The organism is Rhizobium sp. BK399 (genome assembly GCF_014194695.1).
In the GTDB taxonomy this organism is placed as follows: domain Bacteria; phylum Pseudomonadota; class Alphaproteobacteria; order Rhizobiales; family Rhizobiaceae; genus Rhizobium.
In genome coordinates this window covers 37,938-51,360 of the sequence record NZ_JACIAH010000010.1, presented here as the reverse complement: position 1 = coordinate 51,360, position 13,423 = coordinate 37,938, and the positions used below count along the sequence as shown (strand labels likewise).

Here is a 13,423-nt window from a genome sequence, read left to right as displayed (position 1 = left end):
TTCGAAGCCTGTCTCCTATGCTCCGATCGTCACGATCTTGTCGGCAAAAAATCCGTTGAAGTGAGTGCGCATGGAGAGGCTATAAGCTCCCATCATGCCCACCTCGATCCAGTCCCCCTCACGCACATCATCCGGGAGGCTGAAAGGTGCACCGAGCACGTCGTTTGAATCACAGGTCGGCCCCCAGACCTTGAAATCGGTGTATGTGGCGGATACACGCGGTTTGCTCGGAATGAGACGCACCGGCCGGCGTTCTTTTGAATGCCCGAGTTCCTGCAAGGTGCCAAATACTCCGTCGTTCAGAAAAAGATTGTGATCACGCCTCATCACCACTTGGACGAGCGTGATCCCGGCGGTGGCGACGAGCGCTCGGCCGGGCTCACATAAGATGGAGCAGGAGCGAGGTATTGCGCCATTGCGCAGTGCGCGCGCGACGCTCTTGAAATAATGCCCCGGGCCAACAACGTCATCGCCTGGATAAGGAGCAGGAAAACCACCACCGACATTCAGAACCGCGAGCTCCACTCCTGCCCGCTTCGCCACGTCTCCGGCAAGTTCCACAGCCTCTGAAAACGCACCAGGTGCGAGGCACTGTGAACCGACATGAAATGAAATCCCCGCCTTGATCCCCTTTGAGCGGATGTGACGCAGCAGGTGGATTGCCTTGTCCGGCATCGCACCGAATTTGGTCGAGAGAACATAGCGAGCGTCGGTTCCATTCGTGGCGAGCCTGACGGCAATCACGAGATCGCTACCGCGGGCTTCCTCGGCTATTTTGTCCACCTCCTCCAGGCAATCGGCCGTATAGAAGCGAATGCCGTGCAGATCATTTGCCATTCGGATCGAACGGCGTGTCTTCGCCGGGTTGTTGTAGAACTTTCCAGCGGTGCTTCCGAACAGGCTGCCAATCAGTTCGACCTCGTCGAGAGAGGCGACGTCAAAGTTTGTAATTCCGGTCTGGTAAAGGGTCTCCAGAACAAACGGATGAGGATTGCATTTGACGGCGTAAAGGCAGGTCCCGGGAAACGAAGAGAAGCTCGCAGCAGCACTGCGTAGTCTTTCGGGCGTGATGCAGAAGACGGGTTCTGACGGCTTGAGCTCCGCAATGACCGCATCCACGCTTGCGAAATTTCTGAGCGCATCCTTCGCGGGCCGGAGGGTCCTTCCGTCGCCCGAAAAAGCTGTCTCAATCTGACCTTGCAGATGTCGCGCGTCGTGGCCGAGTACGTGCTCGGCCGAAAGGGCATGGGCATTCATTTTCGTTGAACCTGTTTTTGATTATTCGTCGTGCGCGAAAGCTATGCGGCTTCTTCGCCAGCTTCCTTACCGGAAGCCCAGCGCCCGATGAAGGCGGACAGTTCCGGTGCGGTCACAGGGCGGCTGAAGTAGTAACCCTGCAGCTGGTCGCAACCCTCCTGGGCAAGGAACGCGGCCTGCTCCGGCGTCTCAACGCCTTCTGCAGTCGTGGTCATGTTCAGGCTCTGGCCGAGACTGATGACGGATTTCACAATGGCGCCCGACTTATCCTTGCTGTTCATGTCTCCTATGAAGGACTTGTCGATCTTGATCTTGTCGAAGGGGAACGAATTCAGGTAGCCGAGCGACGAATAGCCGGTGCCGAAATCATCCATGGCAATCTTGACACCCAAGCTCTTGAGGCCATTCAGGATTTCCAAGGCTGCTGATGTGTCGTTGATAAGGACGCTTTCCGTTATCTCGAGTTCCAAGCGCGCAGGATCGAGCCCTGTGCGTACCAGGACCTGGCGCACTGTCTCGACCAGCTCCTTGTTGCGGAACTGCACGGGTGAAAGGTTTACCGCGACGCGCAGTCCATCCCATTCCATGACCTGTCGGCAGGCCGTCTCGAGGATCCACTCGCCCATCGAGACGATGAGGCCGGTTTCTTCTGCGAGCGGAATGAATTCTGCCGGAGACACGAGACCGCGGATCGGATGCCTCCATCGAACCAGCGCTTCCACGGCCGCAACGCCATGCTGTGCAAGATCGATCAACGGCTGATAGTGAATCTCGAGTTCGTCCTTCAGGACCGCCTGACGAAGATCATATTCGAGAGTCTTGCGTTCCTGGAGTTCGGCATCCATCTGAGCCTCGAAAATCCGGTAGGTCGCCCGACCACCCTGCTTGGCTCGGTAAAGTGCGATGTCCGCACTTTTGAGCAACCGTTCCGGATCGGCATCATCCACGTTTGCAATCGCGATCCCGATACTAACTCCGACATGAAGATCCTGCCCTTCAATGATGAAAGGCGCGCGGACGACATCGATGAGTTTTCGGCTGAGTTCTTCGGCTTCCAGCGGTTGGTTGAGGCCGATCTGGATGATCGCGAACTCATCACCGCCAAGTCGGGCGACGGTGTCATTCTGGTGTACGCATGCCCTCAGCCGTCCCGAAAGTTGCTGAAGCAGGAGATCTCCAGCACCGTGGCCCAAGGTATCGTTGACTTCCTTGAAGTGATCGAGATCGAGGCAGATCACCGAAACTCTCGCGGTCTGCTCGGCATTCGACGTAAGAGCAACATTCAGACGTTCCCGGAACAGAACGCGGTTCGGAAGTCCAGTCAGGGCATCGTGGTGCGCCAGATGGCTTGCCCGTTCCTGGGCTTCCACTTCTTCGGTAATGTCTGTCGCTGTCCCCCTGAAACCAAGGAATTCCCCTGTCGTGCCAAGGATGGGACGACCGGCCAATCTGGAGATGCGGATGTGACCCTTTGCGTCGCGATAGCAGCAGCGAAGATCTCTGAACGAGACGTGCTCATCAGATCCCTCGACCAGCCGCTTCCAACCGTCAGAGTCAGCGTCACTTGAAAAGAACTGACCGAGTGTCTTCCCGAGAACATCAGAGGCGGGCAACCCGGTGACATCGGTAAAACGTGCCGAGAAGTAGACCAGTTTGAGCGAATGGTCGGTTTCCCAAATCCAGTCGGACGATGCTTCCGCCACGTCCTTGAACCTTACTTCGCTCTCCTTCAGCGTCTGAGCATAGGCTTCCACGGTTTTGGCGGAATCCTCCAATTCCTTCGTCGAACGCCTGGCATTGCGCACGACAAGAGCTGAAAACGCCGCCAGAACTGCAAGCACCAGACATAGCGGGGGCAGGATAAACTGCAGGAGCTGGTATCCCGGCTTTGCGGGTGACCAGGTAATCGCTCCGAGGAATACCCTGTCTTGTGTCAGCAATGGTATAGATGCCTCCGCTCCACCGGCCTCATGAAGCGAGATCTTCAAGTCGGAGAGTAAGTAGTCTCGTCCCATGCGATCCAGGAAGCTCTGGTCGAGCCGCTTTGCGAAAGCCAGCATCGTAAGTTTGCGCGGATTAACCGTCGATCGATCAATCGAGGGAGGCAACAAAGCGCTGGCCGCAACCAGGTAGACATTGTCCCCTGATTTGATCAAGCTCGTAACCGGGTCAGTCTGTATGGCAGCGACATGCAAGAGATCACGCAATCCACGTGGCATCAGCTTGAGGGCATCAACCTTCTGCGGAACGCCCTCGATCACTGCGTATACGGTGTTTTCGTTGGCATCGACAGCAAAGGCCATCTCGTAGCCCAGGCCTTCAAAGATATTCGCCCCGATATTCCCGTCGGTTGCCGCCCACTCCAGGTTGCTCTTGTCGTGCAGGTTTTTGTATGCGTCCTCCCAAACCGCATAGTCCCGCAGATTGCGCGCGACCTCGCGCGCCTTGACCTGGAGAGCCGTAGTTGCAAGCTTGGTGGATGCTTCGACTTCAAGGCTGTTTTGCTGACGCGCGGATAGAACAACAATGGCAATGACAATCGTAATTGCCACGATGAGGATCCCAGCCATAGGAAATACGATCCTGCGGTTGAAATCGCGACCGAAAAAGTTGGCCGTATGGGGAACGAAGGCGCGCATCTTTTCCTCATGAAGTTTTTTCAAAACTACGAGTTGAGATACAAATTCTCAGTTAACTAGAATTGTAACTTTTCGCGTTGGTTAACAATATATGGATCTGATTTCCCCGCGTGTTTTATTCCATTAAACCACTGAAATATGGTGGCATTTGTCTCTGGCTACGCCGCAATATTCGCCATGGTCTAGAGATGCTGAAATGGGAAGGTTACCATACCACTAAGACCAAGCAGCAATTCCAACGCGAACATGTCATCCGGCGAGAGCCTATAGCCATCGATCTCGCCCTGCAAAGTGGCGGTGCGCTCGGGCGTTCAGCTGGGGGTAATCGAGCGGATCATCGACGAGGCCGGCCTGGTCATTTCAAGCATTACCGGCACATCCGCGGGGGCGATGAATGCGGTCGTTCTTGCCCACGGCGTTGCGCTGGACGGGGAGAAAGGTGTAATGGCGGCGCTCGAGACATCCTGGCGCCGCGTCAACGGGATAGCCGGCTTTAGCCCTTCCAGCGCACCGCACCTGACGTTATGAGCGGTGGCCCGGAACGCGGTGACAGCGATCGGAAACCGGTTGGGATCGTTTTGACGATCACGCGTTGGATTGCCTACGCCCGCGCCATTGACGTGCGCTATCGACGATGTCATCGCATGTTAACGGTCGGTTCTTCCCGGCTCCAGGCGATGCCAAGCCCGATCCTGATTTAAAGTCGATGCCCAGGCCATCTCAAGCGGGGTAAAACAGGCTGCAGAGCAACCCTATGCGACGTCCCCGCGAATTACGGCAGCTGAACGATTTGTCGCAAAGGCCTTCGCGGTTTTCATTTTATAAGCTTGAGCGGGTCTTCCCCTAAATCCGAACGGTCGAAACAGGTGTGTTAACTCCCAGCAGGAACCGGAAGCATTTAATCGCCTCCTCAGGTTCATATGGCTTACTCAGGAACCGACAGCGTGGGGGAAGCGAAGACTGCCGGAGACTAACGACTCCCGATGTTATGACAATTGCGAGATCCGGTCGCTCACGATGAATGCGAACAGCAAGAGCAACTCCGTCAAGTGGACCTGGCATGTTTACGGCGGTGAACACAAGCCCGATGTCAGTTCGCCGGTCGAGAATACTTAGCGCTTCTAGTGCGTTTATCGCAGGGATCGCAGCGAGGCCCGTGCATGCCAACTGAGCCGCGATGCGAGAGTACAGATCCGCATCGGGTTCGACGATAAGAATCGCGCCGGCGAGTTCGGGTTGAATGTCTTTCTGTTTCAACGCAGTCCCCCGGGTGCATTGTTCTCCTTGCTCCGATCGGGAGCAACGGAAGGACGTATTCAAACCAGCAATCTAGAGGCTCGCATTTTGCTTTCCCACGTCGACCATACTTCAATTACGCCCAAAATAAATGCGACTTTATGCAGACCAGTTATGCGCTATGCATTCACCGAATAACAAGGTTCATAGAATTGAACCTCCACGGGGCCGCGTTAGACCAAGTGGTTTCAGTCCCATCGTTTCAGCTATAAGGTGGGAGACAACGCCAAAGTGGATTCAAGACCCATGCCCGCAGAGAAGGACGACCGTTCGCCTGTTGCACTGGAACAGCGCGACGTAAGCGCCGACAAGCGCATGTTCTCGCCTTCCGTTGCGCGAAATTCGGCGCCGATCCTCACGGCCCTAAAACGTGTCCTTCCAACACATGGCGCTGTGCTGGAGATTGGTTGCGGGACTGGCGAGCACGCCGTGTGTTTTGCGGGAGCAATGCCCAACCTCACCTGGCTGCCCAGTGATCCGGATGCCGACGCTCGCACCAGCACGTCTAGCTGGAGCAAATTCGCAGGGCTGAAGAATGTGCTGGCACCGCGGGATATTGATGTGTGCTCAGGACAATGGGACGTCGAACAAATGGGGGCTTTTGACGCCATCGTGTCGATCAATATGATCCATATCGCGCCATGGGCGGCAAGCTTAGGATTGTTCGCAGGAGCTGGCCGTTTGCTTCGCGCTGGTGGGCTTCTTGTTCTATACGGCCCGTTCATGCGCGACGGCGCACACAACGCCCCCTCGAACGCTGCTTTCGACGCGGCTCTAAAGGAGCGCAACCCATCCTGGGGTGTGCGTGATATCGCTGATCTTGAACAAGTGGGCGAGGCCGCTGGACTTAGTCTCAGCGAGGCGATCGAGATGCCTACCAACAATATGTTGCTGGTCTTCTCCAGCGGCAGTGCCTGAACGACAATCGTCCCAGGCCCCGGAAGATCGGGTACCACAAACGTGCCAGCGGGTGCCCTGCAACAAAAAAGCAAGGACGCGTCGTGTCAGTCGCCACTGAACCGAATGCAAGCCGTGCCAAGGAGTTGCGCTCGGTTGCGGCCTTTGGTCAGCGGATCCTGGAGGGCGTCATGTCCGCTTCGCAGCAACGGCGGCCGATGGCTCCACACTATGGACGTGAAGCCGTCATTAAAACATGCTCATCGCAAACCTCCGAAAGAGGCTCGACAGCGGACGAGCTCTCGAAGGTCCCGCCGGAACAAAACCTGAGAGCCCGTCATTCGCCATCCAGTGCAGTTGAAAGGAATCTAGCCACCGCCCCGCGTTTGTCTTATTGCGGCTGCGGATCCAGTCCCGCTATGAAGCGAGACTGGATCGAGTGAAGTGACCTGGATCGCCAGGGTGATAATGCGACCTCGGGCAACGATCGCTATTTCGTGTTTCACAATTTATTAGGACACTTGTACTGAAGCTTCGGCCGGGCTTGTAGTGGGATGTGGCAATGGTGAACGGAGCAGTTTTTTTCCTTGTAGTGAACTTCATCATCGCGATCTGCTTTGCACTGGTTTTCGCCGTCGTGGCAGTGCGCAGCCGATCGCGTCAGGCCGCACTGTGGTTCTCGGCGGGTTTCGCTGTCGCTTCACTTTCCGCCATTAGTGAACTCCTTGTTGCATACACAGACTTGCCGCGACTCTTCGCCGTTCTGGCCTTTGGAAGCGTGCTTGGGGGGATGATCCTTCTACGCGTGGGTATCGGCGAGCTTTATGACGTCCGAATAGCGCCGCTCTGGGCCACATTTTTTTTCGCAGCTTGTGTCGTACTCGATCTCGTTATCTATGGTTTGCCGCGTAGCACGCTTCGGCACGCCATATCTTATCAAACACCGTTTGCCCTGGTCGTTCTCGCCAGTGCTGTGGCGGTCTTTGCTTCAGCGCGCCACGCGAAGATCGATCGGGTCCTCGGCTTTCTGCTCGTTGCAACCGGTCTACATTTCTTTGCGAAAGCTGCGCTGGCGGTGACCGCGGGTGCTGGTACCAAAGCCGCCGATTACGTTCACACGAACTATGCAGTGATTTCTCAGGGATCGACTGCGGTGTTGATTGTAGCGGTGGGTCTGACACTGCTTTCGGTGCTCGTCCTCGATATCATGGCTGACGAGCGCAGCAATTCCGAAAGGGACATGCTTTCGGGTCTTGCCAACCGCCGAGGCTTCGAGAATGGTGTCTCCGCTGCGCGCCTGGTTGCACCTGCTGTCCTACATTCTGTCATGATCTGCGATATCGATCGCTTCAAAAGTATCAACGACACGTTCGGACACCATGCCGGGGACCAAGTGATCCGAGCCTTTGCCGACCTCCTGAAATCCATAGCCGAGCCGGATTTTATCGTCGGGCGTATCGGCGGGGAGGAGTTTGGGGTGTTTATGCCGAACACCACGGTCGATGCGGCCATGCTATTTGCCGGTGTTGCGCGGCGCGAGACGATGGCAATCACTGTAGAGGGTTTGCCTAAGTCGCTAACCGTGAGCGCAAGTTTCGGTGTCGCGGAAGTCGTCGCCGGGGAGAGTCTTGACGACACAATGCGCCGGGCCGACATGGCGCTTTACGAAGCAAAGCGAGCCGGAAGAAATTGCGTTAGACAGGCTCGAAGTGCCCGTTCTGCGTCGCCGGATATTCGGGTGGTGTCGTGAAAACGGGCTGTTCAGGCCAGACTATTTCTAGCCCTTAAAGTTGCCTGCTTTTGGAGCCTGCGTGAGACAGTAGCGGCATAGTCCGAAAAGCGCTATCAGTGGCCGGAATGGCCGGCAGAGACATATTTTACTATTACAGCAGAAAACGGAGCGAGTAACGACGTGCTCTTGGTGGCAGGACTGCCGTGGCGATGTCCACCCGCTAAATTGGCGGCTTGGCACCGGCACATCCCCGCGATAGTCGTAAAATCCTTTCGCTGACTTTCGTCCGACCCAGCCGGCTTCGACGTATTTGACCAGCAGGGGACTAGGTCGATATTTGCTGTCCGCGAGCCCTACGCGCACGAACTCATAACGGAGAGGCAGGTGTCCAGACCGATGAAATCGGCAGGTTCGAGCGGTCACATTGGGCGATCGGCACCCAGCCGCATACTGTTGTCGATTTCGCGAACTGAGTTCGCCCCCTCGTGCAGAGCGTAGACCGCTTCATTGATCATTGAAATGAGGTCCGATGCACGGTGAAGCCCGGATAGTCATCTACGACCACAGCAGTTTTGCCGAGTCGCTTGATGACGTCATAAACCGTCTCGAATGTTTCTCTGCTGGTCGCATCGCCCCGGATCAGCTCCACCAGCTGCATCGCAGGTGCCGGATGGGGGTCGCAAGGGCGGCCCGGCTGTTCACATTTCAGCCATGCCTTGTCGAACAAAAAAAGAAGTTCATTTTCTCGAAGCGTTTCGGCGAGGCGGAGGCAGATGCCCCTATAGCCAGCCGTTGTTCAGACGCCGTACAATGATGCCGTCGTGAGTGAGCTGATCACATGGGCCGATCAAAGCCCAAAGGATGCCATATACGGGAAGCCGCGAGCGCGGAGGAATACGCATGTGGTCGACACGATGACGCAACCGGTCGTCGTCATCGATCAGAATTTCTGCGTGACGACAGCCAACAATGCGTTCATAGAAGCCTTCGGGGTCGACAGGGACGACATTCTCTCAGAAAATTTCTTCTCTCTCGGAAACAGACAGTGGGACATTCCCGAACATCGGGCCACGGACCTTCCTCCGTGGACGCGCGGCGGCTTATCCATCCCGACGACAACAGCCGCAATATCCTAGTTATGTTCGAGGACGTGACGGAACGCCAACGTCACGACGCTGAAATGGACTTCATTGTCGCGGAAATGCGGCATCGAATGAAGAACATGTCGGTTGTTGTCCGATCCGTCATCACGAACACACGGGCCGATCAGCCTGATGCGGCGAACTTCAAAGAGGCTTTGCTCGGTCGCCTCGACGTGACGTTCAAGCCGCAGGACATCGCCGCCCGTTCCGAGACTGCCGATTTCGAATTCCTCATGAGGGAGTCGATCAGCATCGGAGTTTCGAAACGGCTCGATTGCTCAGGTCCGACCGTCGAGGTGCCAAGCGCGAAAGTGCTTCCAGTCAGCATGATTTTCCACGAGCTTTCCACCAACGCGATGAAATACGGTGCGATATCCGAGTCGCAAGGTCGCATCCACGTGAGCTGGGAGTTGGAAACCGGAACGCGAGGGCGCCAATTGATCGCCTGTCAATGGCGCGAGAAAGGCGGGCCACCTGTGTCGGATCCGCAGCGGAGGGGCTATGGGAGCGAACTGATCGAAGGGCTCAGCGTCCACATCGCAGGATCGGTGGAACTTTCCTATCCCGCTGAGGGTTTTATCGCTCTAATCAAGATCCCGGTGTGAGAAATGTGAGCGCCCCCGAGGAAGTGGAAACCACGGCGACAGCGTTCTCGTGGTCGAGGACGAGGCGGCAGAAGGTCACGCCAGTGGCGGTGGAGCTTGAGAAGCGAGGCATCCCCTTTGTGCTTGCAACCGCATCCGCAGCGCACGAACTGGCTCCCTTCCCTATCCTCGCCACCGCGTTGAATGTGGGAAAGCCCACCGATTAAGGTCAACTTGTCCGAGCCATTCGTAAGCTGATCGACGGCTAGTAGGGATCGCGCCACTTACCGACAAGCACCTTCCGCACTTGCCAACCGCGATCAGTGAGCGAGACGGCTGTCCAGAGATTGAGGGTTCATGGCGAACCGCGACTTGCGCGCCGCGTTAAGCTACATGTTTCATCTGCGCGCGTAGCTTCTTGCGGAAGACCTAGGCCGGCGTCCGATGGCCGAGACATTCGCCCGGTGTCGCATCGAGCTGATTGCTGATCTCGGACTTCGAGTTTTCTTCTGGATCGCGCCGAAGACCTGAGACATGGCGACCAGCACGACCTGCGCATCGACGAAGTCTTCGAGCTTCAGCTTGAGATCCTCGCCAGTCGCCGCTCATTGCTGCGGCTCCGACTGGAGGCAACTGCCATTGCAGCGATGCGTCTGCACGTGGAGCGCGACCCCATAGTGGCAATCTCTTTAATTCTCGAATCCCGTCATAGCCCTGCTGTGCAGGCATCCGACTAGAACTTGTCATTCTGTGCACACCTTGAACAGCTTGTCCTTCACTGAGGATAACTCGGTGACCGAGCATCTGCCCCGTTAGACCTTCGGCAAGAAACATATTCGGCGACTATCATATTTGCTGCATCGGTCACGGACCAACCGCTCTTCACGATCAGGTCAGTTGCGAAGGTACCTCATGAATTGGTCGCCTGAAATTTTCGGTCGCGACTGCATCGATTGCCGTGTCATTGCGGCACCGTTCGCTCGATAGCGGACTCGGAATTTCTCCACTTCGATCCAGAGCAACTGGACTTCGGGTGAAAGCAGGACATGTTTTCTTCGCTTTTGCCTTGAGATAGACAATCAGGTCTTCAATTTCGAAACCCCAGAGGCCCGAAAACGAATCGTGGTGCCAGACACCTTCCTGCTCGGCTTCGAAAGGAATCCCCACAAATCGATGACCGTCCAGACCAACCCGTCCTCTCCCGCCTTCCGCATCGCCGGGAATAGTTGTATCCCGCGAGACCGCCTGCCTTTTTCCGACGACGTTCTTGAGCGACGGACGGAAGGACATCGCCACCACATCGACCCTCACCTCCTGGTGATCTTCATACCAGATACCCGGCAACACCGTCCCACAGAAGCTTCACAGCAGTCACAGCAAGCAGTGCGTAGCATGCGCGGAAGATCTGGCGTTGATCGAGACGTCCATGAAGTCGCCAGCCCATTCCGACACCACTGGGAACCGCGAGCAAGCATACGGCCATTAGCACCAGGTCAGCACCTTCCGGCCGCACCAGCATCAACCACGGAACGGCTTTGGTGGCATTGCCGACCGTGAAGAAGAGGCTGGTCGTTCCCGCATAGACTTCCTTGGTCAAACCGAGCGGCAGCAGGTACATCGCAAGCGGCGGTCCGCCGGAATGAGCAACCATCGTGGTGATGCCCGACGCCAGCCCGGCTGCAACAGCCTTGGGTGTCGATCGAGGCCGAATGGAAACGCCGCCGCCTCCCGCGAGCCACAGCCCAACGAAGATCAGTGTGACGACAGCCATGACGATTTCGATCGCATGATGGTCGAGAAAGCGGAAAAGCAGATATCCGCTCCCGATTCCGACAATAAGTCCGGGAAGCAACGGGGCGAGATCCTGCCGCGACCACGTGTTTGGCTTCCAATAGCGGAGCGCGTAGAGGTCCATGGCGACAAACAGGGGAGCGAGCAGGCCACCGGCGGTTACCGGATCCATCACGAGCGACAGGAGCGGGATCCCGACAATAGCGAATCCTCCTCCGAACGCCCCTTTCAGGAAGCAGATCAAGAAGACCCCTGTGAAAGCGACCAGAACGGTCATCAAGGTCAGATCTGCAGCGATTGGCTGGGTGGTCACGACCTCCTCCCTCGGCTGTAGGCATGCATCCGGCCGAAGGCTGCGGCCTCGATTTCAGAGCGCGCAAGACCGATGTCCTTCAGAGCATCGTCGTCAAGTTCGCGAAGCTTTGACACCGCGATACGACGCCCGTAGTGGCGCAGAACCTTCCTGAATGCTGAGAGCACTGTGATCATTTCCATTCTCCATCGGTTGACCCGCTGCAACGCGAGGCCGTCGTCGCTTCCGCTGGTCGAGATCGGCAGGCGGCCTGGAATGATTGCGGTTGTGATAGTGCCCCGCGCCACCGGTTGACGAGGGCATTATGCTCCGATACTATATCGGTACAATAAAAACATTGAGCTCGGAGCAATAATGGCGAATTCCGAATATCTGAAGCTCGCCGACACGATCGCCGCGCAGATCGCCGCCGGGGCTCTTAAACCTGGCGATCGCCTGCCACCGCAGCGAGCATTCGCGTATGAGCGTAAGATTGCTGTCTCCACTGCAAGCCGGGTTTACGCAGAGCTTCTGCGCAGAGGACTGGTCGTTGGCGAGGTCGGTCGAGGCACGTTCATATCCGGTGAAGCGAGGCGGGGCGCCGCCGCACCGGGCGAACCCCGCGACGTTCGGATCGATCTCGAGTTCAACTACCCCACCCTCCCCAACCAAACGGCCATCGTCGCCAGGAGCCTGGAGGGACTGGGTCAGCCTGCGGCGTTGGAGATTGCCTTGAGACAAGCGACCAGCGTCGGCACCCGTGGAATACGCGACGTCGCGGCGGCCTATTTCGCGAGAACCGAGTGGTCTCCGAACCCGGAGCAACTCGTATTCACTGGCAACGGCCGCCAGAGCATCGCGGCGGCGCTAGCGGCCGTTGTTCCGAACGGCGGACGATGCGGCGTCGAGGCCCTGACCTATCCATTCATAAAGGGCGTCGCGATCCGACTGGGCATCTCGTTGGTTCCGCTCGCGATGGATTCTTCGGGCTTGCGTCCAGACGCGCTACGCAAGGCGCACCAGGAGGCAAACCTGTCGGCAATCTATGTTCAGCCAGCAGTGCACAATCCTTTGGGAACGACAATGCCGGCTTCCCGTCGACGCGATCTCGTTCGCGCCGCCGATGAGCTTGATCTTTGGATCGTCGAGGACAATGTGTACAGCTTTCTCGAGGACGGCCCGCCACTTGCCAGTCTCTCTCCGGATCGCTGCATCGTCGTCGACAGCCTTTCCAAGAAGATTGCACCGGGGCTCACCTTAGGGTTCATCGTCCCCCCGCCTGCGCTGCGCGAAAGCGTGATGGCGGCAGTGCGCTCCGGGGGCTGGACCGCATCGGGCTTCGCATTCGCTGCGGCGGAGCGTCTGATGACGGACGGGGCTGCCGCAGAACTTGCGCGCCTGAAGCGCGGCGACGCGCAGGTACGCCAGGCGCTCGCCGCCGAGTGTCTCGCGGGGTTCGACTTCCAGGCCAATCCGAACTGTTATCATCTGTGGCTGACGCTGCCGCAGCACTGGCGCTCCCAGAGTTTCGTGGCGGCCGCAGCCCGTCGCGACATCGCATTGACCCCGTCGACAACCTTCGCCGTCAACCCCGGCCACGCGCCTAACGCCGTCAGGCTTGCCCTGGCGGCGCCTTCAATCGATCAGCTCGAGACGGGACTCCGCACGCTTGCCGCCCTACTCCGGTCCAGTGACCACGATCTCGAAGCGACGGAGTGAAGAACTTCCAGTCGATTAACTCGACGCCTTGGCTGGAGTTGTCAGCTTACACGTTCGGTCGTTCGTGCCGGTGG

The 13,423-nt window shown here is 57.4% G+C and carries 12 protein-coding genes and 1 pseudogene; 6 read left to right on the top strand and 7 right to left on the bottom strand.

Annotated features, from left to right (window positions below; genetic code table 11):
• Nucleotides 1–15: 15 nt before the first annotated feature.
• Nucleotides 16–1,257 (bottom strand): type III PLP-dependent enzyme, encoded by a 1,242-nt coding sequence (locus FHT97_RS20250; RefSeq protein ID WP_183864042.1) that lies wholly within the window; start codon nt 1,255–1,257, stop codon nt 16–18.
• 41 nt (nt 1,258–1,298) lie between these two features.
• Nucleotides 1,299–3,896 carry an EAL domain-containing protein gene (locus FHT97_RS20245; protein ID WP_183864041.1) on the bottom strand — a complete coding sequence of 866 codons (2,598 nt, stop codon included), beginning with the start codon at nt 3,894–3,896 and terminating at the stop codon, nt 1,299–1,301.
• 297 nt (nt 3,897–4,193) lie between these two features.
• Here FHT97_RS20245 and FHT97_RS20240 point away from each other — a divergent pair, with 297 nt between their 5' ends.
• On the top strand, nt 4,194–4,424 hold the full coding sequence (locus tag FHT97_RS20240; RefSeq protein ID WP_183757867.1) for a patatin-like phospholipase family protein: 231 nt from the start codon (nt 4,194–4,196) through the stop codon (nt 4,422–4,424).
• A gap of 315 nt (nt 4,425–4,739) precedes the next feature.
• Here the strand turns inward: FHT97_RS20240 and FHT97_RS20235 are convergent, their stop codons facing one another.
• A complete protein-coding gene (locus FHT97_RS20235; RefSeq protein WP_183864040.1) occupies nt 4,740–5,153 on the bottom strand; it encodes a response regulator in 414 nt (137 codons plus the stop codon).
• A gap of 285 nt (nt 5,154–5,438) precedes the next feature.
• On the opposite strand from FHT97_RS20235, the gene FHT97_RS20230 reads away from it, so the two are divergent.
• Both FHT97_RS20230 and FHT97_RS20225 read left to right on the top strand, forming a co-directional pair.
• Nucleotides 5,439–6,110, top strand: a complete 672-nt coding sequence (locus tag FHT97_RS20230) for a DUF938 domain-containing protein (RefSeq protein WP_183864039.1) — start codon at nt 5,439–5,441, stop codon at nt 6,108–6,110.
• 541 nt (nt 6,111–6,651) lie between these two features.
• Nucleotides 6,652–7,839 carry a GGDEF domain-containing protein gene (locus FHT97_RS20225; protein ID WP_183757861.1) on the top strand — a complete coding sequence of 396 codons (1,188 nt, stop codon included), beginning with the start codon at nt 6,652–6,654 and terminating at the stop codon, nt 7,837–7,839.
• A 210-nt stretch (nt 7,840–8,049) separates the two neighbouring features.
• Here FHT97_RS20225 and FHT97_RS20220 read toward each other — a convergent pair.
• Nucleotides 8,050–8,491: pseudogene (locus tag FHT97_RS20220) on the bottom strand (3-hydroxyacyl-CoA dehydrogenase family protein); the annotation flags it as partial.
• Nucleotides 8,492–8,723: 232 nt separating this feature from the next.
• Here FHT97_RS20220 and FHT97_RS30930 point away from each other — a divergent pair.
• Complete coding sequence (locus tag FHT97_RS30930) at nt 8,724–8,957, top strand: PAS domain-containing protein (protein ID WP_259131355.1); 234 nt, start codon at nt 8,724–8,726, stop codon at nt 8,955–8,957.
• A gap of 44 nt (nt 8,958–9,001) precedes the next feature.
• Complete coding sequence (locus FHT97_RS20215) at nt 9,002–9,568, top strand: HWE histidine kinase domain-containing protein (RefSeq protein ID WP_246712699.1); 567 nt, start codon at nt 9,002–9,004, stop codon at nt 9,566–9,568.
• A gap of 867 nt (nt 9,569–10,435) precedes the next feature.
• Here FHT97_RS20215 and FHT97_RS20210 read toward each other — a convergent pair.
• Genes FHT97_RS20210 through FHT97_RS20200 form a run of 3 tightly spaced genes read right to left on the bottom strand, consistent with a single transcriptional unit; the run spans nt 10,436 to nt 11,827 of the window.
• Nucleotides 10,436–10,891: a hypothetical protein gene (locus tag FHT97_RS20210; RefSeq protein ID WP_183864038.1), complete on the bottom strand. Its 456-nt coding sequence runs from the start codon at nt 10,889–10,891 to the stop codon at nt 10,436–10,438.
• On the bottom strand, nt 10,872–11,651 hold the full coding sequence (locus FHT97_RS20205; protein WP_259131358.1) for a sulfite exporter TauE/SafE family protein: 780 nt from the start codon (nt 11,649–11,651) through the stop codon (nt 10,872–10,874). Before FHT97_RS20205 ends, FHT97_RS20210 begins: the two co-directional genes overlap by 20 nt.
• A complete protein-coding gene (locus FHT97_RS20200) occupies nt 11,648–11,827 on the bottom strand; it encodes a DUF1127 domain-containing protein (RefSeq protein ID WP_183864037.1) in 180 nt (59 codons plus the stop codon). Before FHT97_RS20200 ends, FHT97_RS20205 begins: the two co-directional genes overlap by 4 nt.
• A gap of 178 nt (nt 11,828–12,005) precedes the next feature.
• Here FHT97_RS20200 and FHT97_RS20195 point away from each other — a divergent pair, with 178 nt between their 5' ends.
• Nucleotides 12,006–13,349, top strand: coding sequence for a PLP-dependent aminotransferase family protein (locus FHT97_RS20195; RefSeq protein ID WP_183864036.1), 1,344 nt, complete (start codon nt 12,006–12,008; stop codon nt 13,347–13,349).
• Nucleotides 13,350–13,423 lie beyond the last annotated feature (74 nt).